Annotated in this window: 19 protein-coding genes; 4 read left to right on the top strand and 15 right to left on the bottom strand. The window is 51.8% G+C overall.

The window, feature by feature from the left end; genetic code table 11:
- Positions 1–13: 13 nt before the first annotated feature.
- The gene (locus tag MKY82_RS03985) at positions 14–619 is read right to left on the bottom strand and encodes a TetR/AcrR family transcriptional regulator (protein ID WP_339295533.1); all 606 of its coding nucleotides are present in this window, start codon (positions 617–619) and stop codon (positions 14–16) included.
- A 276-nt stretch (positions 620–895) separates the two neighbouring features.
- On the opposite strand from MKY82_RS03985, the gene MKY82_RS03980 reads away from it, so the two are divergent.
- On the top strand, positions 896–4,012 hold the full coding sequence (locus MKY82_RS03980) for a glycoside hydrolase family 2 TIM barrel-domain containing protein (protein WP_339295532.1): 3,117 nt from the start codon (positions 896–898) through the stop codon (positions 4,010–4,012).
- Positions 4,013–4,161: 149 nt separating this feature from the next.
- On the opposite strand, the gene MKY82_RS03975 is transcribed toward MKY82_RS03980, so the two are convergent.
- The 10 genes from MKY82_RS03975 to MKY82_RS03930 all read right to left on the bottom strand — a co-directional run bounded on the left by MKY82_RS03975 (position 4,162) and on the right by MKY82_RS03930 (position 17,953).
- The gene (locus MKY82_RS03975; protein WP_339295531.1) at positions 4,162–5,229 is read right to left on the bottom strand and encodes a hemolysin family protein; all 1,068 of its coding nucleotides are present in this window, start codon (positions 5,227–5,229) and stop codon (positions 4,162–4,164) included.
- Between the two features lie 76 nt (positions 5,230–5,305).
- Positions 5,306–6,604, bottom strand: coding sequence for a hemolysin family protein (locus MKY82_RS03970; RefSeq protein WP_194540839.1), 1,299 nt, complete (start codon positions 6,602–6,604; stop codon positions 5,306–5,308).
- 506 nt (positions 6,605–7,110) lie between these two features.
- The gene (locus MKY82_RS03965) at positions 7,111–7,605 is read right to left on the bottom strand and encodes a pyridoxamine 5'-phosphate oxidase family protein (protein ID WP_339224308.1); all 495 of its coding nucleotides are present in this window, start codon (positions 7,603–7,605) and stop codon (positions 7,111–7,113) included.
- A gap of 229 nt (positions 7,606–7,834) precedes the next feature.
- On the bottom strand, positions 7,835–9,850 hold the full coding sequence (locus MKY82_RS03960; protein ID WP_339224306.1) for an alpha-L-arabinofuranosidase C-terminal domain-containing protein: 2,016 nt from the start codon (positions 9,848–9,850) through the stop codon (positions 7,835–7,837).
- Between the two features lie 53 nt (positions 9,851–9,903).
- Positions 9,904–10,797 carry a carbohydrate ABC transporter permease gene (locus tag MKY82_RS03955; RefSeq protein WP_071221947.1) on the bottom strand — a complete coding sequence of 298 codons (894 nt, stop codon included), beginning with the start codon at positions 10,795–10,797 and terminating at the stop codon, positions 9,904–9,906.
- 14 nt (positions 10,798–10,811) lie between these two features.
- Complete coding sequence (locus MKY82_RS03950; RefSeq protein ID WP_194540837.1) at positions 10,812–11,774, bottom strand: ABC transporter permease subunit; 963 nt, start codon at positions 11,772–11,774, stop codon at positions 10,812–10,814.
- Positions 11,775–11,807: 33 nt separating this feature from the next.
- Entirely contained in the window at positions 11,808–13,379 is a 1,572-nt protein-coding gene (locus MKY82_RS03945; RefSeq protein ID WP_194540836.1) for an extracellular solute-binding protein, read from the bottom strand.
- A gap of 197 nt (positions 13,380–13,576) precedes the next feature.
- Positions 13,577–15,217 carry a response regulator gene (locus MKY82_RS03940; protein ID WP_339295530.1) on the bottom strand — a complete coding sequence of 547 codons (1,641 nt, stop codon included), beginning with the start codon at positions 15,215–15,217 and terminating at the stop codon, positions 13,577–13,579.
- Between the two features lie 101 nt (positions 15,218–15,318).
- Complete coding sequence (locus MKY82_RS03935) at positions 15,319–17,022, bottom strand: histidine kinase (RefSeq protein WP_339295529.1); 1,704 nt, start codon at positions 17,020–17,022, stop codon at positions 15,319–15,321.
- Positions 17,023–17,098: 76 nt separating this feature from the next.
- The gene (locus MKY82_RS03930) at positions 17,099–17,953 is read right to left on the bottom strand and encodes an AraC family transcriptional regulator (protein ID WP_220686613.1); all 855 of its coding nucleotides are present in this window, start codon (positions 17,951–17,953) and stop codon (positions 17,099–17,101) included.
- A 126-nt stretch (positions 17,954–18,079) separates the two neighbouring features.
- Here MKY82_RS03930 and MKY82_RS03925 point away from each other — a divergent pair, with 126 nt between their 5' ends.
- Genes MKY82_RS03925 through MKY82_RS03915 form a run of 3 tightly spaced genes read left to right on the top strand, consistent with a single transcriptional unit; the run spans position 18,080 to position 20,821 of the window.
- A complete protein-coding gene (locus MKY82_RS03925; protein WP_339295528.1) occupies positions 18,080–19,618 on the top strand; it encodes a sulfatase-like hydrolase/transferase in 1,539 nt (512 codons plus the stop codon).
- Positions 19,618–20,265 (top strand): chromate transporter, encoded by a 648-nt coding sequence (locus MKY82_RS03920; RefSeq protein WP_339296632.1) that lies wholly within the window; start codon positions 19,618–19,620, stop codon positions 20,263–20,265. The genes MKY82_RS03925 and MKY82_RS03920 overlap by 1 nt, the downstream gene beginning before the upstream one ends.
- A gap of 25 nt (positions 20,266–20,290) precedes the next feature.
- The gene (locus MKY82_RS03915; RefSeq protein ID WP_194540830.1) at positions 20,291–20,821 is read left to right on the top strand and encodes a chromate transporter; all 531 of its coding nucleotides are present in this window, start codon (positions 20,291–20,293) and stop codon (positions 20,819–20,821) included.
- Positions 20,822–21,042: 221 nt separating this feature from the next.
- On the opposite strand, the gene MKY82_RS03910 is transcribed toward MKY82_RS03915, so the two are convergent.
- The 4 genes from MKY82_RS03910 to MKY82_RS03895 form a co-directional block, all read right to left on the bottom strand.
- On the bottom strand, positions 21,043–21,789 hold the full coding sequence (locus tag MKY82_RS03910; RefSeq protein ID WP_194545041.1) for a phytanoyl-CoA dioxygenase family protein: 747 nt from the start codon (positions 21,787–21,789) through the stop codon (positions 21,043–21,045).
- 78 nt (positions 21,790–21,867) lie between these two features.
- Positions 21,868–21,951 carry a hypothetical protein gene (locus tag MKY82_RS03905; RefSeq protein WP_339296631.1) on the bottom strand — a complete coding sequence of 28 codons (84 nt, stop codon included), beginning with the start codon at positions 21,949–21,951 and terminating at the stop codon, positions 21,868–21,870.
- A gap of 147 nt (positions 21,952–22,098) precedes the next feature.
- Positions 22,099–22,743: an AraC family ligand binding domain-containing protein gene (locus MKY82_RS03900; protein WP_339295527.1), complete on the bottom strand. Its 645-nt coding sequence runs from the start codon at positions 22,741–22,743 to the stop codon at positions 22,099–22,101.
- A gap of 61 nt (positions 22,744–22,804) precedes the next feature.
- Positions 22,805–23,713, bottom strand: coding sequence for a LysR family transcriptional regulator (locus MKY82_RS03895; RefSeq protein WP_339295526.1), 909 nt, complete (start codon positions 23,711–23,713; stop codon positions 22,805–22,807).
- Positions 23,714–23,804 lie beyond the last annotated feature (91 nt).

Below are 23,804 nucleotides of genomic sequence, written 5' to 3'. Positions count from 1 at the left end.
ACCATCCTCCTTGCTATATTTGAAAAGATTGCGTACCGACATTCCGTAACGGAGCAAATATCACCTGAAAGCACTCATCAAACAGTTCCTCCAACGTTCGGTTTGACTCTTTAATCCAGATCATCATAGCCCCGCTGATAGCGGCTTGCAGTACCCGGCTAACCATAGCCACGTCGCATTCTGCGATTTCTTTATTCGTAATCGCCTGGCTCAGCAACTGTCGGGTAAACGCATCGATCAGTTGCAGTCGGTACCGGGTTTTCTCCATCAAATCGGGGTCATTCGTCCCTTCTAAATAGAAGGAAGTATGGTTCGCCAATTCAACAGGATCTTTCATATGGGAAACCGCATGCATAAATACGGCCTTTAGTGCATCAAGTCTCGATTGATCGGATAGGCTAGCCTCCTGGAAGGCATGTCTGGTTAGTTCAATAACATAATCGCTATAGGCCAGAAACAAATTCTTCTTCGAACCGAATCGCTTCATTAAGGCTGCCGGTGAAATATTCACTTCATGTGTGATGTCGGTTAATGCTGCTTGTCCGTATCCTTTTTTGGACAGTGCCCGGTAGACACCGTAGAAGATAGCCTCATCTTGAAATTCGCGAGGTCTTACCATGCGTAATCTCCTCCCCATAGTTAGTGAATGATCATTTACTAACTATTGTTTCATAAACTTTCTCGAGTGTAAACCGTGAAATGCCTGGAGATGAACTCGCACATCAACATACGGCCTGCAGCCAAAAAAGGCTCGGTCCCCCTCCGCTGACCACTCTGGTGAGTAAATCAAGCTGTCTTTTTTAATAGAAAAACGCAACTTCTTTATACTCTTGGAGCGAATTAACCTCTATACTGACAGTAGAAGGAAACCATAATCTAGGAGGAGCTGAGCACATTGCGTACCAAATTCATTTACCAGGCACCTGCAAACGGTTATCCCGAATGGAATAATAATCCGAATATTTTTCAGCTGAACCGTCACAAAGCCCATGCTTACATGATGACGTTCCCATCGGAGTCTGAGGCGCTGGACCGTGCCCACTCCATGTCCCCCTGGTATCAGTCATTGAACGGGATGTGGAAGTTTGCGTTTGCTGAAACCCCTGACAAGCGCATCCAGAATTTCTATGAGGTCGATTATGATTCCGGCAGCTGGGCCGATATGCCCGTCCCTTCCCATTGGCAGCTTCAAGGCTATGACTATCCTCAATATACAAATGTTAGATACCCCTGGTCCGAATCGGAGCCTGAATTGAAAGCCCCCTTCGCGCCAACGCGATACAATCCCGTAGGCTCCTACATCCGTGAATTTTCGGTGCCGGACACTTGGAAGGAGCAGCCCGTGTATATTAGCTTCCAAGGTGTTGAATCCGCTTTCTATGTATGGGTGAACGGCGAGATGGTCGGATACAGCGAAGATACGTTTACGCCGGCCGAGTTCGATATTACGCCCTATCTGATCGATGGCGAGAATAAATTGGCTGTAGAAGTGTATCGCTGGTGTGACGCGAGTTGGCTGGAGGATCAGGATTTCTGGAGGCTTAGCGGGATTTTCCGCGAGGTCTACCTCTATTCCGCCCCGGCCATCCATATCTCCGATTTCTTCGTGCGGCCGATTCTTGATGACGAATACCGGGATGCCGAGCTCGAGATCGATGCAACCGTTACGAATTACTTTAATGAAACCATCGATAAGGACAAGCTTCAGCTTGAGGCGCTGCTATACGACCAGGACCGTCAGCTGGTTCGGAAACAAACGCTCGCCATAGCGGATTACATTCTGGAGGAGAGCACCTTCACCCTGAGCATGAACGTCCCCGAACCAAGAAAATGGAGCGCGGAATCGCCTTATCTGTATACCGTCGTTCTGGCATTGAAGGATACGGACGGAGCATGCCTTGGAGCCGTAAGCTGCCGCACCGGCTTCCGCCGCTTCGAGCTGAAGGACGGATTGATGCGGATTAATGGTCAGCGCATTCTGTTCAAAGGCGTGAACCGGCATGAATTCTCCCCGGATACCGGACGGGCGCTTAGCCGCGAAGACATGATCACCGATATTGAGCTGATGAAGACGCATAACATTAATGCGGTACGGACCTCCCATTACCCGAATCAATCCGCATGGTATGATCTCTGCGATGAATATGGCTTATACGTGATCGATGAGACGAATCTGGAGACGCACGGAACATGGGAGTATGGGCAGCAGGAACTGAAAGAAACGGTCCCCGGCAGCAAGCTCGAGTGGCGCGACAATGTTTTGGATCGCTGCAATTCGATGTTTCAACGAGACAAGAACCACCCCTCCGTCATCATCTGGTCGCTTGGCAATGAATCCTTCGGAGGCGACAACTTCATTGCGATGCACGATTTCCTGAAGGAGGCCGATCCATCGCGGCTCGTTCACTATGAAGGGATCTTTCATTACAGGGCGTCCGAGGCGGCTAGCGATATGGAATCCACCATGTATGCAAAACCTCAGGAAGTGGAGAAGTATGCAACCAGCAACCCGAGCAAGCCTTACATCATTTGCGAATACAGTCACGCGATGGGCAATTCCTGCGGCGGTCTCCACCTGTATTGGGAGCTGTTTGAGAAGTATGACATTTTACAGGGAGCCTTTATATGGGACTGGATTGATCAAGCGATCCGTACCCAAACGGCCGACGGTATCGAATATTTAGCGTATGGCGGGGATTTCAACGAAAAGCCGCATGACGGCAATTTCAGCGGAAACGGCCTGATCTTCGCGGACCGCAGCAAAACCCCCAAGCTGGACGAAGTGAAAAAATGCTACCAGAACGTCAAGTTCGAATGTTTGGACATTGCTGTTGGTCGGATTCGGGTAAGCAACCGTTTCTTGTTCACCAATCTCGATCAGTATCTTGTGAGATGGAACATTCAGCTAAACGGAGAAGAAAGCCAATCCGGCACGCTCCAGCTCTCGCTCCAGCCCGGTGACCATACCGAAATCGAGATTCCGTATTCCCCTATAGAGGACGGTGGAAAGGAAGCGGTGCTCACCGTCTCCCTGGTTCGTAGGGAGAGCGCCAAGTGGGCACCCGCAGGACATGAAGAGGCTTGGGAGCAGTTTGAGCTAACGCCCTATATAGCGAATAGATCGGAAACGGACGCTCTTTCAAACGCGAAGACTCTGGAAGTTACCGAATCGGATGAAGAGCTTCTCATCGCGGGTTCAGCCGTTTCGTTACGCTTCCACCTGGGCACCGGCGATCTGACATCTTACGCGCGATCCGGCAAGGAGTACCTGCTGGCGCCGGCCAGACCGAATTTCTGGCGAGCCGTGACCGATAACGATCTGGGCAACCGGCTCCCTGAACGCTGCGGCGTGTGGAGAACGGCCCACGACCGGCGGAAACTGCTGTCCCTGCGCTGGCATACGGAAGGTCCTGCCGTCGTGGTCTCCAGTCACTACCAGATCGAGACGACTCCTATATCCGGACTGACCTTGGAGTATCGAATCTTCCCGGATGGAACCATCCGCGTGCAAGTAACCTTTGTCCCGGGCAGCGGTCTGCCTGACATTCCGGAAATCGGCATGCTGTTCTTGCTGGATGAAGGCCTCGATAAACTCAGCTGGTACGGCCGGGGGCCTCATGATAATTATTGGGACCGAAAGACGGGAGCCAAAATCGGTCGATACACGGGAAGAGTCGCCGGTCAGTTCGTTCCTTATTTGAGACCTCAAGAATGCGGAAACAAAACGGATGTCCGCTTCGCGAGCCTTACCGAAGGAAGCAGCGGGGAAGGTCTGCGGTTCGAAAGCTCCTCCCTCATGGAGTTGTGCGCCCTGCCGTGGACGCCGGAGGAACTCGAGGGCAGCGACCATGCGTACAAGCTCCCGCCAAGCGATAAAACCGTCCTGCGCATAAACTACAAACAAATGGGCGTAGGCGGCGACGACAGCTGGGGAGCGCCAATCCATGAAGAATTCACGCTGCCTGCGAACCGTACGTACAGCTTCGGCTTTACGATGGGGGTAGCACGCTGAACCTAATCAATAGGAAAAAATACAAAAAAGAGCAGCTTCGTATTGAAGCTGCTCTTCTCATGATCCCGCAAGAGCATGCCCTCTCACTACCGAGCGGGTAGCAAAAGGCATTATCTCTTAGAACGTCCCCGATGCTATTTCGCCATCGCTTAGGCCTGTGCACCCTGCAGCTCACGGCGATCCGATTCGTCCCGGATGTCACCCACGATTTCCTCCAGAATATCCTCCATCGTCACCAGACCGATCACCTCGTCGGATTCGTTCGTGACGACGGCCATATGAACGCGGATTTGCTGCATCTTGATCAGGACGTCCTTAATCGAAGAAGACTCCGGAAAACGCGGCATGTCATGAATAAAATCATTCACGCTGCAGTTTCTCCCGGCCGCTATGCCCGTCAGCATCTCTTTCGTATGGATAAACCCGATGAAATCCTCCGCACGTCCCGCTTCCGTCACCGGATAACGGGTATAGTCGTAATCGCCGAGAACTTCCAGGATATTGGCAAGGGGCCACCCTCGTTCTACCGTGACGATGCGATCTTTCGGGACCATGATTTCCCGCAAAGTGCGCTCTTCAAAAGCAAATATATTGGTCAAATACCCCATCTCGGTCTGGTTAATTTCGCCGCTCTCGTAGCTCTGATCCACGATCCACTTCAATTCCTCTTCGGAATGGACCGTTTCATGCCCTGCCGGCTTTACACCGAATAGTCGAAGCAGAAGACGCGAAGCTCCATTCAGTGCATAGATGAACGGATACATGATCTTCCCAAACCAATACAGGGGAGATGCCAGCAGCAGCGTCATTTTCTCGGCAAATTGGATCGCCAATGTCTTTGGTGCCAGTTCCCCGATGACGACGTGCAGGAATGTAATGATCCCAAGAGCAATGGCATAAGAAAGTACCGTTGCAGCGGCCGCCGGCACGTCGAATCGTTCAAACAGCGGATGGAGCATCCTTTCGACGGTCGGCTCGCCCAGCGCGCCCAGCACGAGGGCCGTAATCGTAATTCCAAGCTGGCAGGCGGACAAGTAGTAATCCAGCTCATGGGCTACCTTTCTGGCCGTAACCGCCCGTTTATTCCCTTCTGCGATCAATTGATCGATCCGGGACAGCCGCACCTTCAAGATGGCGAATTCGGCGCCAACGAAAAATGCAGTCAGTCCTATGAACACGGCAACCAAAAATAAGTTTAATGCGATTATTCCGTCCAATAATTTCCCTCTTGCGAGGGATTCACCTCCAAAAAAGTTATGGTCTGAATGTACAGGAGATCATGCCCTTCCTGGATCATCCGTGTCTGAGAATGACGTGTTTGATCTGAAAATTATCCGTTTCCGCTACGGCCCATATATGCTCGCCATGCTGAATCTCATCGCCGTCTTGAGCTGTTGTGCCTTTCTTGTACTGTATCCAGCCGCCGATCGTATCCATCTCCTCGTTATCCTCGAATACCAAGCCGAAGCGCTTCTCAAGCTCCTCCAAGAGAACCCGTCCGCTAATCAGGTATTCGCGTTCCCCAATCTTCCGGATATCCGCTACTTCATCTTCGTCGAATTCGTCGCGAATTTCCCCTACGATCTCTTCCAGCACATCCTCCAGGGTCAGAATCCCGGCCGTACCGCCGTATTCATCAATCACCAGAGCCATATGCATCCGCTCCTGCTGCATTTTCAACATGGCATCCTGGATCGGTGTATTTTCAAGCACGACCGGGAGGTCCCGAACGAATTCCTCCAGCTTGCGTTCTCGTCCGGCCACGATGTGGGGCAGCATCTTTTTCACGTTGACGACGCCAACCACCCGGTCCTTGCTCCCATCCTCGATGACAGGGTACCTCGTATAGTTGTGCTCATCCAGGATACGGACGATGTCCGGGTATTTCATTCCTTTATCCAGGGTGATCAGATCCGTTCTCGGTACCATAATGTCTTTGGCCACCCGCTCATCAAACGAAAACACGTTTTCCATGTAAGCCAGCTTCGTCCCATTGATCTCGCCGCCCTGAAAGCTCTGCGCCATGACGATGCGCAGTTCCTCTTCCGAATAAGCCTGCTCATGCGGAGCAGGTTTCACGCCGAACGAACGAAGCAGCACGCGCGAGGCCCCATTCAACGCCCAAATGAACGGATACATCAACTTTCCGAACCAATACAGCGGGGCTGCAAGGAGCAGCGTCGTCTTTTCCGAGAATTGAATAGCCAAGGTCTTGGGCGCCATCTCCCCCACCACGACATGCAAAAATGTAACGAGAATGAACGCAATGGCGTAAGAGGCAATCGAGGCCGTTGAAGCCGATACGTCAAACCAATCGAATACGGGGTACATGAAACGTTCAACAGCCGGCTTGCCGATGGCCCCAAGCCCCAGCGCCGTCACCGTAATGCCGAGCTGGCAGGCCGAGAGATAGTAATCGAGATCGCCGGCTACCTTTTTGGCAACAACCGCCTTCTTGTTTCCTTCCACAATCAATTGATCGATCCGCGACATGCGGATTTTAACAACGGCGAACTCGGACGCCACGAAAAAAGCTGTCAACGCAATCAGTATGGCAAGAATGATTAAATTAGTGATGGTAATTATGTCCAATAATTTCCCTCTTCAGAGGGATTCACCTCCAGATTGAATTAAATGCCCTATGTTTGGGCATCAGAACAGGTCATGTCTATATACGATATTTCCATAAAAAAGAGGTAGTTCGCAGATGAGAGTATTACAGCCTAATTCCGCATTCGGATCCATTTGCAATAACGCCTTCCCAATGAACTCCCTCCTCTCCTGGAATCTATTTTTCATATTTATGAAAAAAGTATATCATAACGGATGCCAAACCATCCAGTTGCACGTTATGGTTTGGGAGCGGATTTCAATACGAATTCACATAATTCTCACTTGTTTGATGAGGTATATTCTTATATATGTTAAATCTGTCCTGTTATGTATTAAAATGCTCACAATCTCGGTGCTTATCCAAACAAATCAAAAGGTCGCCGTCTTGAAGGATATGCGCATGCGGATTTAACATACTATTAAAAAACCGCAGGATCATGGCTGGATCCTGCGGTTTTCCCTCTGCTAATTATCGTACCTCGTAATCAATGGAGATCAACGGTTTTGTTAATATCCGAGTCGCCCTCCGGCTCTTGGCCCACCATTTTCTTGAAGAAGGCTTTTACCGTTTTGGTCTTGTTTCCGGTTTCCCAATACTCTGCGGTGTCCGTATCCACCTTGATCAGAATAATGTTGGGATCGTCGTAGGACGTCTGCAGAAACTTCTCATATGCCGCGTTCCAGAGCGCCTTTTTCCGCTCTAGGTCGTCCACGGCTTGGGCCGTTCCCCGAATCGATACATAGGATTTGCCGACATAAGCGATATTGACGTTGGGATTGGCCATAATTTCTTGATATTTGCTGGTGTCCCTTTTCGTCAAAAACCACAAATCGCCGTCGAATTCGATATCCTGCGTTTGCATCGGCCTGGAGTTGATCCCGCCCTCCGATATCGTGGAGAACATCGCCGTTTCAATATCCTTGATAATATCCTTCACGGTCTCGACCGCTTCCCGGTTCACTACGGTTCCGTTTGACATCTCAATCGCCCCATCCTTGTATTTAGTCTCTAATTACACTTCCCATAAATAAGTTAAACGATGAATCCTTTATAACTCCGTTTTCGTTTGCTAAGTCATCCATTATGATTAGACAAAGTTTTAACCGTCGCCTGCACCAAAAAAAAGCCGGAAGCTGCCAGCGCATTCCGACTTTTTTGCGGTCGATTCATTTAGAAGCTTACTTCATTCCTTTGTACCTTGCGCCACACTATGAGCGTGCTTTGAATTCAAGTGCGTAAATGGATGAAGGCCGTAACAGGTGCCCCCGCTGCCATGCCTCTGCCGGCACTTTACTTTCCTGGCACACGATGTGATCCGGCTGGAACACTGAGTTTATATCATCGTAAGAATTGCCGGTGATTTCATAAAGGATCGATTCCCCGGAAGCTTCGAAGGCCTGCAGATCCAGTACGGCCGTTACCTCCTCCAGGCTGCGGTTAACGATAAATACGGTGACTTGGCTGCCGTCGTCATTCGTCCCGGCCACAATGTCCAGTACCGGAAGCGCATCAAGCTCCATAGGCGTCTCCTTGTTTGAGGCCACGGAGAAAGTGCCGCATTCCGCTTGGACGGGGAGAAGACGACGGACGTCGCGATTCGCGTAAAGCTTTAACACTTCATAGGTCGGCGTCCCGTAAATCGTGAGCGGAAGCCCGCTCCATCCGGGCTCCTTGCCGCAATACTGATCCGCGTAGTAGTCCCCGACCCGTATGCATCCTCCGAGCCAGCCATTCACAAGATCGGAGAAGCTGCCGATATGCACCATGTCGCTGCAGCGAATCATTTCGTTCAGGTTGGCGGCATTGGCCACCGCGGCACCTAATGTATGCTCGTTCGGCAGCCCTTTTCGCACCGTATTTGGATAGTACATCGTGTTGTATTCGGTGATCGCCAGCTTCACGTGACTATGCTTCGACTGGGATCGGATCAACTCCGTTGTCTTCCGGATATGGTGCCGGGTCCACTCGGGATAAGAGGCGATCGCTTTATAGCGTTCCTCTGCCGGCGTATCCCGGTTCATGCCGAAGGGGCCATAGCCGTGATATAAATGCAGCGTCAAGTAGTCCATATACTCGCCGGCCAGATCCAGCACGGCCTTGTTCCATTCCTGCTCGTAATGCCCGCAGGCCAGCAGCACGATAGAAGCGTCCGCCTCCTTCATGGCCTTGGCAAACGATATGGTCCGCTTCGCAAACTGCTCTGCCGTACAAGTGCCGACCTGCCATTGGCCCCACACCTCATTTCCGATCTCCCAATACTTCACGTTGTATGGCTCAGGGAAACCGTTACGGGCACGTAAAGCGCCCATAGGTGTATCCACACTCCCATTGCAGTATTCGATCCACTGCGCAGCTTCTTCAGGGGTACCCGATCCATCATTCACACAGATCAGGGGCTCCACCTGCAGCTCGCGGCAAAAACGGATGAATTCGTCCGTGCCGAAATATTTGCTGGTCCATCCTCCCCAGGCTTCGTTGTACATGACCGGTCTCTCCAGAACCGGACCGATGCCATGCTCCCAGTGGTAAGCGCTGATGTAATTGCCCGCGAGCCTCATCATGCCCGCATTCAGCCCTCTCGTCATCTCGATCACTTCACGCTTCACCATCGCGATGCTATCGATCGGCAGCAGGGACGCGTGATCAATCCAGAGCATGCCGGTGGAGACGTGATCGATCCACCTTGGATGCTCGGCCGGAACATACACCCGGATCTCGGCATCACTGCAAGCGCGTGTGATCGACAGCTCACCCACGTATTCATGCCAGTTGTGGCTGCCGAGCTCCACGCGAAGCTGTCCAAGCGTTTCTTCCGTACGCCGGTCCACGGCTTCGACCATCGCGTATTGAAGCTCGATGGAAGCGCGAGCTACAAGCCGGACCGTATACTTCATCGGACCCTTTAAAGCCGCTTTCTGCGCGATGCCCGCATAGGCTTCGTCATCGCTCAGGATCCGGATGCGCTGGGCGCGTCCCGAATGCCGGGGCGCCGGGGCTTCCATGGCGTACCCGGTGTTGCGCCCGTTGGTATAGGCGCGCCAGCTTCCCGACACCGGCGTCTTGGTCTCCGCCTCGCTTTCAAAATCCATGTCCCTCAGTGGAAACGCAAGCATCGCCTCCATATGATCCCGAATATCCTCCACAAAATGACCGAACAGGTAAGGATTGATCGTGTGCTCGCTCTTGCGGCTGCAATCAATGGTAATCGCTGCGTTCTTATTCAACATATAACCTCCCCAAGCAATTTTAGGCTGGCCCGTGCGATCGGTATCGGAAATTAACCTTTAATCGAGCCAATCATGACGCCTTTAACGAAATGCCGCTGCACGAACGGATACATCAGCAGTACAGGTAAACTGGAGACGATAATGACCGCGTATTTGATGCTTTCGGCAAGCAGGATGCTTTCTTCCAGTCCCACGCTGCCGTCCACAGCATCTGATTGGCTAATCAGCAAAATTTCGCGCAGCACCAGCTGAAGCGGATGCAAATTCTCGTTACGAATATAGATGAGCGCATTAAAGAATGAATTCCAGTGGCCGACCGCATAAAACAACACCATCACCGCCAGGATCGGCTTGGATAGAGGGAGAATGATACTGAAAAGCAGCCTCCAGTTGGAACAGCCGTCGATATGGGCGGCCTCCTGCAGCTCCCAGGGAATGCTCGATTGGAAATAGGTCCTCATCACGATCAGATTGTAAGTGGCAATCGCGCCGGGAACAATCAGCGCCCACATCGAATCGACCATTCCCAAATCCTTGACCAGCAGATATGTTGGAATCAACCCTCCACTGAAGAACATCGTCAGCGTGATAAACACCATGATCGCATTTCGCCCCGGAAGGTCAGGCCTTGATAGCGGGTAGGCCGCCAAAATCGTCATGATGATATTGATCACTGTGCCGACGACCGTATAGATAATCGTGTTGCGATATCCCGTCCAAATCTTTTCGTTTTGCAAAATATTGGTGTAGGCATCCAGCGTTACGCCTTTCGGCAGCAGCCAGACTTCGCCGTTCAATACCCTGGTCGGATCACTGAACGAAGCGCTGACAATAAAGATCAACGGGTACAGCACAATGACGATAATGATCGCGGCGATCACGTATATGATGACATCGAATACCCGTTCATTCGCGGCCTCTTTTACTGTCGACGGCTTGGACATGGCGCGTCCCCCCTTTACCATAAGCTTGTCTCTGACGTCTTGCGCGCAATCCGGTTTACGAACAGCAGCAGGAACAGATTGATGACCGAATTAAACAGTCCGATCGCTGCCGTGTAACTGTATTCTCCCTTTAAAATGCCTGTCGTGTAGACAAACGTGGAGATGACGTCGCTTGATTCCAGATTCAGGTTGTTCTGCATCAACAATATTTTTTCAAAGCCAATGTTCATGAAATGACCGATATCCAAAATGAGCAAAATGATAACGACAGGCGCGATTCCTGGCAAAGAGATGTGCCAGATGCGCCGCAGCCTCGATGCTCCGTCCATCTTGGCCGCCTCGTAGAGCTGCGGGTTCACCCCGCTCAGCGCCGCAATATAGATAATGGATTGCCACCCCATGTTCTGCCAGATGTTAGAGCCGATAAAGATGGTCTTGAACCAGCCGGCTTCCTCAAGAAAACGGATCGGCGTACCGCCGACGGCCTCGATTAACAGATTGATCGGACCGCTATTGGGCGAGAGGAACACGTTTAGAATGCCAACGATCACGACCACCGAAATAAAATGCGGTATGTACGTAATGTTCTGCAGCCATTTGCTGAAGGTCTTGCTGCGTATTTCATTGATGATCAACGCCAGCAGGATCGGAATCGGGAAGGCAATCAACAAGGAAAACAAATTGATGGACAGCGTATTCCACAGCAGCCGCCAGAAATAATACGAATCAAAGAAGCGTTCGAAATGCCCGAAGCCCTCCCAGCTGCTGCCGAGGATACCTTTTGCCGGATTGAAATTTTTAAACGCGATTTGCAGCCCGTATAGCGGACCATAGTGAAAGACCAGATACCAGACGACCGGCAGAAGCAGCATGAGATACAGGTCATATCGCTTGGCCATTTGCCTTAATAGGCGGGAACCCCGCCTCGAATCGCTTCGAGGCAGAGCCATCGATGAATCGGCTTTGACACGCTTCATGGGCATCCACTCCTTATCCATGATGTAGCAGCATTATTTCTGCATTTTATCATAGGCATCCTGATACAATTTCTCCAGCTCGCCGATTTTCATCTTCTGGAGCGTGGATTGGAATTCTCCCCACTTGTCGAAGCTAAGCGCGCCAACAATGAACTTCGTGCTTTGCTCTTCGTAGTATTTGTCGATATCGTTGCGAAGAATGTTGACCTGCTGCGCGGTTTGCTCGTCAAACATCGGAGCCGCATAACGAACCTTCGGCATGAACGGATCCAGCTGCTGCTGCGCCTCCTGCACCTGCGGCGGATTGATGAACGAGGCAACCTGTTCGCTGATGAGATGAGGTGCCCCGCCTCCCGCATAAGGCGTGATTTTGGCCTGATTGGTAATATCCTTCAGGAAATCCTCCGTGTAGTACGGAATTCCGTCCTTGAGCTCGTAGTGCTCCCCTTCCCTGCCGAACCTCAGAAGCGTCGAACCTTCGTCACTATAGAAATAATCGATCCAGCGCATCGTGACTTCCGGGTATTTATTAATGGACGTGATCGCAAAAGCTCCAAAATCCCGTGCAATCGGCAAGGCCTGGCTTTGCATCCGATCTCCGCCCGGGCCAGCCGGAGGTGCGATTCCGGTATACTGGTCCTGAATCGACAAGAAGTTATTGTTGGTCTGGTCAAAGAAGAATCCCGTATTTCCCGAGCCCTGCTTGGCCAAATATTGCGCTTCGGTGTGGGAGAAAATCTCGGGATCCAGAAGCTTCTCCTTGTAAAGCTTGTTTAAGTACATGAGCATCTCTTTGTTCTTGTCGCTGCCCATCCAGATGCTGACTTTGTCATTCTCGATGTTGATGTTATATCCGAGCTGCGTATCCAGTCCGAATGAACCGCTCATCGCGGCCACGATCGCCAATCCGACACGGGCCGTCATCGGAATTTCATCCTGCTTCCCGTTGCCGTTCGGGTCACCATCGCGGAAGGCAAGCAGAACATCATACAGTTCGTCCGTTGTCTGCGGCACCTCCAGATTCAGCTTCTCCAGCCACATCTGGTTGATCCATTTCTTATCCGTCCGCGCCGCGCCCAGCGTTACAATGCCCGGAATTGCATAGATATGCCCCTCCGGCGTTGTGATGCCCGCGCGAATTTCCGGATATTCCTCCATCAATTTTTTCAAATTTGGCGCATATTCATCGATAAGGCCTTCCAGCGGGATCAGCTGTCCTGCCGATCCGTAACGAACGGCCTCAAGCGGCGACAGACCGGAGCGGAACAAGGCATCAGGCAGCTCATTGGAGGCGAACAACAGGTTTTTCTTCTCCTGGAAGCCGTCCGTCGGCGCTTCGATGAACTCGACCTTCACATTGCTCAGTTTCTCGTAATCCTGGAACACCGGCATCTCCTTGAACGGACCGTTCACGGGCGCAATCCGGGTGAACATCTTGAGATCTACGGTCTGATCTACGATGGGAAACCCTGTAGTATGAACGACATTCTCTGTACCTTCGGGTGCAGCTTCTTTCTTCGAACCTCCATCGGAACTGCATCCGGCCAGCATCAAGCTGGAAGCGATCATCGTGATGACCGCGTTTCTTCCCCAGCGTTTACGCATAAATAAGCGACCCCCATATCCCTTCATTCACCAGGCGCCGTTTGTAAGCGTTTACCGCCTGGTGTGTGATTATTATAATTCACCCTTTAAGACGGCCCATTACAAAAATATGACCATTTACTCCACATATTTTACGATCTGTGAACGGCAGCTTCGCTGCATGCTTCACCTGCCGATCCGAATACTGGGGTTTTTGCCTAGCCTCTTCCCAAGCGGTTCAAATACTCCTGCGGGGTTACCCCCGTTATTTCCTTGAACACTTTAAAAAAATAGTTATGGGTCGTGAAACCCACTTGATTGCTGATTTCCTTGATCGAGTATTTGCCGCTTTCCAGCAGCTTCCGCCCTGCGTCGATCCGAACCTGATTCAAATACTCCGAGAACGTCCGCTGCGTCTCTTCCTTGAAGATCCTGCTTAAATAAGAAGAGTTCAGGCCGATGGCACCCGCGGCCAGCTCCAGCGTGACATAACCCGGATACCTCTCCAGAATAAAATGAACGGCCTGTGTGACATGTCGTGAATACGGTCCCGCCGCACGGTGCTGCTTCAGCAGGCCAAGCAAACCCGCATAGTAGGATTGCAGCCATTGCACCAGCTCCCCGACACTGCCGATTCTTCCGAGCTCGCTTCTTGAAGGAAGCTTCTCCTTCACGGCTTCCGCAGATGGCATCCATGTCTTCCATGCCTTATCCCCGGTTAACATGAGCTCGCTGACGATCATCTGGATTGTATATGAATGGACCGGCAGATGGCGGATCGAAGTAAAGATGGAGGAGATTAACCCGTGCACGTCATCGATATCCAGCCTTTCAATTGAAAGCAGAAGCTGCTTGTGTTCCTCGATCGTCAAAGATACACGCTGATCGTTTCCGCCGGCAAGTCCCCCGGCCCGGACCGGCATCTTTGAAACCGCATTGCTTCCGGACGGCTCCATGGTGGAGGCGTCGAGCACCCGCTCAGCGGAGCTATAACTGGAGCCGAGTTGTGACAAGCTGGTGCATACATGTCCGACGGAAACCACGCATTTTAAATTAAGGAACAGCTCGAGCGCATGTTGAAGCTTCCTCATCCGTCCGGCGATCTCGTTCTTTATGGCATGTTCGCTCCGCTCCTTGAACGCAAACACGACAATAAACCGCCCATCCTCCACGTAAGCCGCCGTCCGCTCCTGAATATCCCCCAAGCTCTGCTGCATCATATCGACCGCCTGCTGAACCAGGCGGTTCGTTTGCACGTCGCTGTATGACTCCGTCAGCAGCAGGAACGGAACAATCTGCACGGCCGCTGCCGCATAGCTTAACGCGTGGGTGTACAGGCTGTTTTTTTGTGAGAAAGCCTTAACCTCCGTGGTTGCATCCCTCCGTCCGCTAACCAGGTACACAATATAATCGCGGATCAGCGCGGGATTCAGCCTTTCGGCCACGGCCTCATGAGTTTTGCGTTCTTCCAGCCGATCCTGCTGCCGTATTTCCAGAACTGCTTTGTTTAACAAGGCAACCAGCGCTGCACCGTCCAGCCGATGCTTCAACAGATAATCGATGGAGCCGTTCTTCAGGCACTCCCTGACGTAATCATAATCATCATAGCTGCTGAGCATAATCGTCTGAATGAACGGAAACCGTTCCTGGATCGCCCGATTGAGCTCTACGCCGTTCATTTCGGGCATATTTACGTCAATAATTGCAATATGCGGAGGAGACTGCTCAATCATGGCCAAGGCCATCAATCCATTATGCGCTTGGCCGCATAATTCGAATCCATGCTCATTCCAGTCCAATAACGTGCGCAGATCATGCCGTACCAACGGCTCATCATCAACGAGCAGCACTTGAAACATGGCTTTATATCACCTCTTGTCGGGATTTATCCGCACTGGATTTGTCCGCACTCTCCATTTTTTTCGGCAACCGGACCTCGGCCTTCGTATATAGCCCCGGCTCACTGTACAGCTTGACGCCGTACGAATCGCCGTACATATGAACGATCCGCTCCGCCCATACCGCTAAAACGGGAGGTTTCCCCCTTCTTGCCCGTCTCGCCCAGCAGGCGCGCCCTTTGCCCTTCCGTTATGCCCTTGCCATTGTCGATCACTTCAATCTTCAGGTCGCTGCCCTCATCGCATACGCGTATCAGCACGAGCCCTTCCTGCTCCATCGCGCCGATACCATGAATGACGGCATTCTCCACAAGGGGCTGCAGCATCAGCTTCAGCACCCGGCATTCCAGCAAAGCATCGTCCTCAACCTGAGTGACCATCCGGATCGGCTCCATATACCTGTACTTCACGATCGAGATATAGCGTTCAACATAATCCAGTTCCTCCCTCACCGTCAGATATTCGCTCGAATTGCCCAGAACGCCGCGCATGAGCTCAATCAGCGATCCGGACACCTCTTCGATATTCGGCACACCGTTCATCTTGGCCAAATACTTGATGGTGTTAAGCGAGTTGTATAAAAAATGCGGATGAATTTGCGCCTGTAGCGCCGTCAATTCGGCCTCCCGCTTCTCCTTCTCGCTGACCCGAATCCCTTCGAGCAGTCGCTTCAATTCCTCCACCATGCTGACAAAGACGCGGTATAGCTGCCCGGTCTCGTCCTCGCTGGTTATCTCCTTTCTCGGAAACGTCAGATTCCCTTCCTTCACAAACATCATTAAGGATTTCAACCTCCGAATGTTGAGGGTAATTCGGGAAGATACCTGCAGCGAACCGATCAAGACTACGATAAAGACGATAACCGATACCTCCGCCAACAGTTTACGGAGCTTTGTTGATTCACTAAGCAGCGAATCCATCGGTATCAAAGCCAGGGTGGTCCAGCCCGTATAACCGGATTGGCGGCTGACTACGATATAGTCCCTGCCGTCAATGGCTTGCTTGATGGCGTCCCCATCCCCTGCGAGTTCCCCATGAATGTTGAGGATCTTCTCGAACGAAGGAGCAAAGGACGGTGCCGATTCAGCCTCATAGACAAACCCGCCCTGCTTGTCCAGCACGTAGATCATGCTATCGGTGGTCGGCTTCACGCCGTATGTTTTTTGGATGAAATCATAATTCAAATCCACCATGACAACCCCGATCGGTTCACGGTTATATCGAATCTCCCGCCCGACCGTGATGGCATCGGACACCCCGGTCTGCTTGAAGTACGCGTGACGCGATCCATTCTGGAGCATATAATCCATCATTCCGGTCCCCAAGACCGTCTTATCCAGCCACGGACCGCCTGAGAAAAACACCTTGCCGTTTAAACCAACTACGGCAATCCGAGAAATGTAAGGCTTATAATCGATCAGAACGGATAGAAACTCATCGATCCGTTTCTGCTCTTGAAACCATTCATAACTAATTTCTTCATGAGGGCTCAGCAGGGTGTCGATCACCGTGTTTTTGTTGGTCACCACGACGGTGTTCAGCCGGTCGATCTCTTCCAGCATCATATTCAGCGATTCATCCGCCTGCCTGATGCTGTCCGAAACCGAGGTGATCGCATTTTGCATGATCGTCTCGCGCATGCTCATATACACGATGACCGTAATGGAGACGATGGACACAAGCGTTACCGCACTGAACGCAATAAAGATTTTCCCCTGAATACTTCGCCTCGGTGATATCCACCTTTGAATCGTAGAGAATTTCATGACGCGTGTCTCCTTTTTCCAGATCAGAAGAACCAGATCGTAAACGTTTACAAAAACGCAAATACCGTCCGTACGGTCAACATCGAGCTCCGCGCATGGTTATGGGAGGCACCTTATAATAGATCTTGAAAGCCCTGGTGAACGAATATAAATTCGGATAGCCGAGAGACAAGGCAATCTCGGTAATTGTTGCGTCCGTTTCTTGTAACAACCGTTTCGCCTTTTCCATTCGTATGCGCTGAAGGTATTTTAACGGCGGCATCCCTACCTGATGGGTGAACATGTTGGAGAAGTATGACCGATGCACCCCGGCGAATTCGGCAACCTGCTGTACGGATATGCCCTCGGTGGCATGCAGCTCCATATAATCCAAACACTCGTGAATCCATCCCGCAAGTTCCGTCGGCTGCGCGGAGGCCATATCCGGGACCATGCCGGCGAGCAGTCCATAAATCAAGCCGTGCAGCTCCAGCGATACCGCCGGTTTCCAGCGCTCGACTCCGGCCAGGGCATCAATCACGCGTTCGGAGGATTCCTTGACCTTAGAGGATATCATTTGTTTGCCGAACGGGTTGTCCGGACATAAGCCAGCCAGCTCCAGCAATGGCTTGACCCTGTTCCCATCCACTGCCAACCAGCTCATCTGAAGCGAGGTATCCGCAGGCAGCATGTGATAATAATAGGTCCGGCCCGGAAACAAGCAGAACAGATCATTCTTTTGCAGATCCACTCGTTTGTCATCGAACTCCAGCCGCACCATGCCTTCATGTACAAAATGCAAGCTGTAACACTCGATTCGTTTCGGTCCGACCCTGTAATTGGGCTTGGCTATGCTTCGTCCCGCCCGGACAGGCCAGATCTGTTCCTCTCTATCCAAGTATCCAGGCGTGTAATAGATGAACTCCGCATACTCATATTCGTATTCCTGCATAAAAGGCTCCCTCCTCTTTTCTTCATTTTTTCCATCAAGAATAACAAAATGACAACAAAAATATAACACCCCGCTATTTTTATAACCTGATATTTTCAATATCATCATACTAGGAGGCGATTACACTTGTCGAGAAGACCTAACATTTTGCTAATCACAAGCGATCAGCAGCATTGGAATACAATCGGAGCATTTCAGCCTGAAATCTCTACGCCTAACCTGGACCGCCTTGCGCGTCAAGGAACGACGTTCGATCGGGCGTATTGCCCCAATCCCACCTGCACGCCAAGCCGGGCATCCATCATTACGGGGCAGTACCCGAGTCAGCATGGAGCATGGACCCTGGGGACAAAGCTGCTGGAAGACCGCCATACCGTGGGTGAGAGCTTCCAAGATGCAGGCTATCGAACCGCACTGGTGGGAAAAGCGCATTTCCAGCCGTTGAAATCCACGGAAGATTACCCATCCGTAGAGGCCTACCCGATTCTTCAGGATTTGGAGCATTGGCGGAATTTTAACGGACCTTTTTACGGATTCGATCACGTCGAGCTGGCCCGAAACCATACGAATGAGGCCCATGTCGGACAACATTATGCCCTATGGCTGGAGGAGCAAGGATGTGCCAATTGGCGGGAGTACTTCCTGCCCCCTACGGGAACTATGGATCCTACCCAAACGTACACATGGCCCATACCGGAACAATACCACTACAATACCTGGATCGCCGAGCGAACCAACTCTCTGTTGGAGCAATATAAAAAGGCGGATGACCCCTTCTTTATGTGGGCGAGCTTCTTCGACCCGCACCCGGAATACCTGGTGCCGGAACCATGGGATTCGATGTATGATCCGGAAAAACTCACGATCCCATCCTTAACGCCTGGTGAGCATGACCGCAATCCGCCGCACTTCCGCTTGACGCAGGAAGAAAATCCGGATTTTTCGCATCTCGCTGAAACCGGGTTCGGCATTCACGGCTACCGCTCCCATCATTATTACGAATACGGCTCGAAATCCAGATTAACGGAGTATGACAAGAAGAAGCTGGTCGCCGTGTATTATGGCATGATCAGCATGATGGATAAATATATCGGCAGCATTCTCGATAAACTGGATGAACTGGGGCTATCCGAGGATACGCTCGTTGTTTTCACCACCGATCACGGACATTTCTTCGGCCAGCACGGCCTTCAAGCCAAGGGCGGGTTCCATTACGAGGATTTAATCAAGCTTCCATTCATTGCACGGTATCCAGGACGGGTGCCTGCCGGAAAAAGAACAGAGGCTATGCAGTCCCTGGTCGACCTGGCCCCTACCTTCTTATCCTTCTGCAATATACCGATACCGCCAGCGATCACGGGCATCGACCAAAAGGATGTGTGGCTAGGTAACGCGGACACAGCGCGGCAGCATGCTCTCTGCGAATTCCGACACGAGCCTTCGACGATTCATCAAAAAACGTACATCGAGCAGCGCTATAAGATCACCGTTTATTACAATCAAACCTACGGCGAGCTCTTTGACCTAGAAGCGGATCCCGGCGAACTGCGCAATTTATGGGATGAACCGGGGTACGAGCAGCTAAAGGCCGAGCTTCTGCTCAAATACATCTGGGCCGAGCTTGGCAAGGAGCCGATGCCGATGCCGAGAATTCATCACGCTTGATGAAAAGAACAACCGCATATTTTAGCAGTCTGAAAAAAAGATTGACGCTGCTGGCCCGGCTATTTTGGACCTTCTGCTGCATCGGCCCCTCCACCTTCGGAGGTGGGTATGCAATGCTGCCTATTATTGAGCGCGAAGTGGTGAGCAAGAAAAAGTGGGTAAACGAGGAGGAAATCGGTGAGCTTATCTCGCTTGCCGGTTCCGCTCCCGGCGGCGTCGGCGTGAATGCGGCCGCGATGATCGGCCACCGGCAAGCCGGTATTGCCGGGGCTGTTTCGGCTGTGCTTGGCGTGACATGCCCCACGTTTTTGATCGTGATTCTGATCAGCGTAGGCGCCGTTTTTTTTCGGGATCAACCCAAGGTTGAAGCCGCTTTAAAGGGGATGCATGGCGCCGTTATTGCGTTAATCGCCGTCGCTGCTTACCGGATGGCCAAACATGCCGTCTTCGATGCGACAACAACGATAACCGCGCTTGCCACCGTATCGGTGATGCTGTTTACAGGCGTGCACCCTCTCTATCTCATTGCTCTAAGCTTACTATGCGGAATGGCCGTCATTCCGATCAAAAAACGGCTGGGCTTTCAAGCGAATACGGAGAAGAAGGCTGCGCCCAACAGCCGCCCGGAATTGGAATATTACATTTGAGAGAGACGAATCGGGGCGATAGGAAATGTATTGGGACTTGTTCATAATGTTCATAAGTGTAGGCCTTGTGTCCTTTGGCGGCGGTTATGCGGTAATCCCGGTCATTCAGAAGGAGGTAACGGAAAAAGGGCTGCTGACTGCTGCGGAATTCCAGCAAACCGTGGCGCTGGCCGGCATGGCGCCCGGTTCGATCGCCACCAATGCCGCTACGCTGATTGGCTATCAGTCCGCCGGCTATATCGGAGCCGCCGTCTCCACCGCGGGCATCATCCTGCCGTCGCTGGTCGTCATCGTGCTGCTCTCCGCCCTCTTCTACCGCATGCGGAGCAATCCATGGGTCCAATCTTCTCTATACGGTCTGCGTCCCGTAACGACAGGACTCATTGTATATGCAGCTATTCACTTTGGGTATCCCGATGAGGGGGAAGGGCTCCTACAGGGCCTGATTCCTACGCTGCTAATTTGCGGAGCCTGTTTATTTCTCTTGCTGAAATACAAACTCCACCCCCTGTTGATTCTCCTCATGGCCGGTGCTGCAGGTATTGTTTTATTCTAATAAGTTGGATGGCTGTCGGCCGTGTGTGATGGATTGGACAAGGTTGGCTTTCCAAAGCACGAATAACAAGCCGGAACCTTCATGGTCCGGCTTGTTATCGTTTCTTTTTCTATGTGTCTTCCGTTCCGAAATCCGCCTGGCCATCCACTCGGTTAACCTGGGCACTAAGGACACATTCAGTTTCGAATCAAAATCGGCAGCCCGGGGTATCCCCATCCAGGTTATTCGTTGACGAATTTCGTTCCGGCTATGTTCTTACCGCGGGCCAGCCACACCTTAAAGCCAGGATTCTTATCCGGATAGACCAGCGCTTCCGTCGAGAAATACCGCATGGTGTACCCGCAGCGACGGTACGGGCTTGTATTCGGCTCCGCGCCATGAATGATCCGCGAATCGTGAAGCGAGCACTCTCCCGCTTCCAACTCAAAGTAAACCGCTTGAGACTCATCGATGGAACCGCTCTTGATTTGGGTGTCAAACAAATTGCTCGCCCGGTCCACTTCCTCATAATCCGAGAAACCACTATCGTGCGTACCCGGAATGACACGCATGCATCCGTTTTCCTTCCAGCTGCGGTCAATCGCCAACCATACGGTGATAATCTTGTCGAAGCTGCTTAATCTGCCGTTCCAGTAGGCCGAATCTTCATGCCATGGCGTTGCACGTCCCACATGCGGATCTTTACAGATAAAGTGGCTGGACCACAACCCGATATTCGGGCCGATGATGGGTTCCACCAGATCCAGTACCTCATCGGATAACAGAAAGTCGAGCAGCCTTTCGTCACGGAAATGCGGCGTATCCAGCTCGTCAGATAATTTGCTGCCCTTCTCCTCCAGTTGCTCTTCAAAGATGGATGTCAGAACCTGCATTTTTTCGGTACTAAAGAGCGGCTTCTTGTACAGGTAGTACCCATGTTCCTTATAAAACTCAACCTCCTGCTTCGAAAGAGCTTGCGTTGTCATCATCATAACCTCCAGTCAAGTAAGGATTTCGTTAACTGTGGTCATTATATCCCGGAAGGTCAGGGCCATACTGCGCATTCGTTAGGATAAATGCTGCATATCTTCGGCTTTCTCTGCCTTGTTGCGGTACTGGCGGGGGGACATTCCCTTTCGCTGACGAAACACCCTTTCAAAATGCCCAATGTATTAAAGCCGGAAGCGTAACAAATCTCGGTAACGGGCAGCGAGGATGCCTGAAGCAGCGATTCGGCGATGCATTCTGACGTTTTGCAGATAACGTTGAAAAGACTGCCCCACGGATTTGGAGAAGCACTAGCTGAAATAAGTAGCCGAGTATTGGGCCTGGCTAGCTGCATCTTCCAATCTCAAATCCTCACGGAAATGATGATGAATATAGATTAGGGCCCTTTGCAGGTTTAAGTTGAGCTGCCGATCTCTCGTCCCGTTCGCGGGCAGGAGCCGATTTGCGGCGCTGCCACGATACAGATCCACCAACAGCCGCTGAAGCGTAGCCCGGATCGCGATCTCGCTGCCTTCCCGCCAGACTCCGTTCTCCTCCTTCATCCGTTCATAGTCGGCGAACACCACCGGGAGCCGCTTCTCCTCAAGCTGTGCTTGCAGCAGAAGTTTCCCGCCGAATAACCAATGGTAGACGTTATCATCCATCATAGCTTCGGTGAAAATGAGATTATATATTTCAAGTGGTTCCTCTTCCAAGGAAACCAGCTCATGAAAATCGGCAGGCGTCAGCAAGAAGATGGTCCCCGAAGAGAGCGGATACGAGGAACCGTTGAGCCTGTGCTCGCCTTTTCCGGAAACCACATAACTCAGCTCGTAAAATTCATGCCAGTGCAGCTGGATTCTCCCCGGATGAACGCCGTGAAATACTTGAACAGGCGCGTGGGGCTGTAATCGGTACTCTTCATTGGTTAGCCTGGGAGGCTGCTTGGTTTCCACTTGAGACGCTCCTTTTCGCTTTCGAATTCACATTAACTTCCTCACTGATAAGCCGAACAAGCTAGAATCCGCTCCGAGCGATGTCCTGCCGGTGCGATTCGGCCAGCCGAGCAAAGTACCGAATGGCAAAATCCCGAAACAGCACCGCCGTATGCATGAGGTATCGGTCCTTGGGCCAAGACAAGGAGATGGAGCGTTTGCACCAGCTTTCTTCGAGCCGGAGCTGGACGACATCAGGCCCGGTTGATCCGCCCCATGTCACCACCGGCAGGAAGGCGACGCCCTGACCCGCTCGAATGAGACCGCGGACGGTGGCGGGGTCGTCGCTCTCGAATCGGATGCGGGGGGTAAAGCCGGCAAGGCGGCAAAAGGCATCCGTTGTTTCACGCAGCGATTTACCCGGAGGCAGGGTAATGAAGCTCTCATCCTTGAGCTCCTGCAAGCTTACACGGTCTCGATCCGCGAGCGGGTGCTCGGCGGGAACGGCAACCACGATCTCCTCTTCGAGCAAGCAGACCGACGCTGTTCCCTTTGGTGGTGTTGCGCCATCGGATAGGCACAGATCGAAGCTCGGCATATCTTCGAATGACGAAACATGCTGCTGCAATTGAAACTCTGCATGCGGCCATTCTTTGCGAAAATCGGCCAGTAGATCCGGCAGTAAATGTGAGGAGACGCGAACATCAAGCGTGATAACGGCGGAGACGCAGCCATTAGCATCCTGCAGCTGCAGCTTTCCGTCTTCCAGTGCTTGCAGCGCGATATCCACTTGGCGAAGAAACAGCTTGCCGTGCTCGTTCAGCCGTATCGTTTTATGCTCCCGTTCGAACAGCTTGGTTCCCAGCTCGGCTTCAAGCGACGCGATCATTTTGCTTAATGCCGGCTGCGATATATGCAGGCTATGGGCTGCCTTTGTCATATGCTGCATTCGGGCGGCAGTCTGAAAATATTTTAATTGCAACAGTTCCATACTGATCCCCACTTTCTACAATACATAACTCCCAAGTTATAATTAATATAATCTAATATATATTAGGGCTCATTAAACAAACAAGATATAA

The organism is Paenibacillus sp. FSL W7-1279, assembly GCF_037969845.1.
Classification (GTDB): domain Bacteria; phylum Bacillota; class Bacilli; order Paenibacillales; family Paenibacillaceae; genus Paenibacillus_AQ.
The sequence above is the reverse complement of the archived record's forward strand: the minus strand, read 5'-3'. Positions and strand labels throughout refer to the sequence as shown.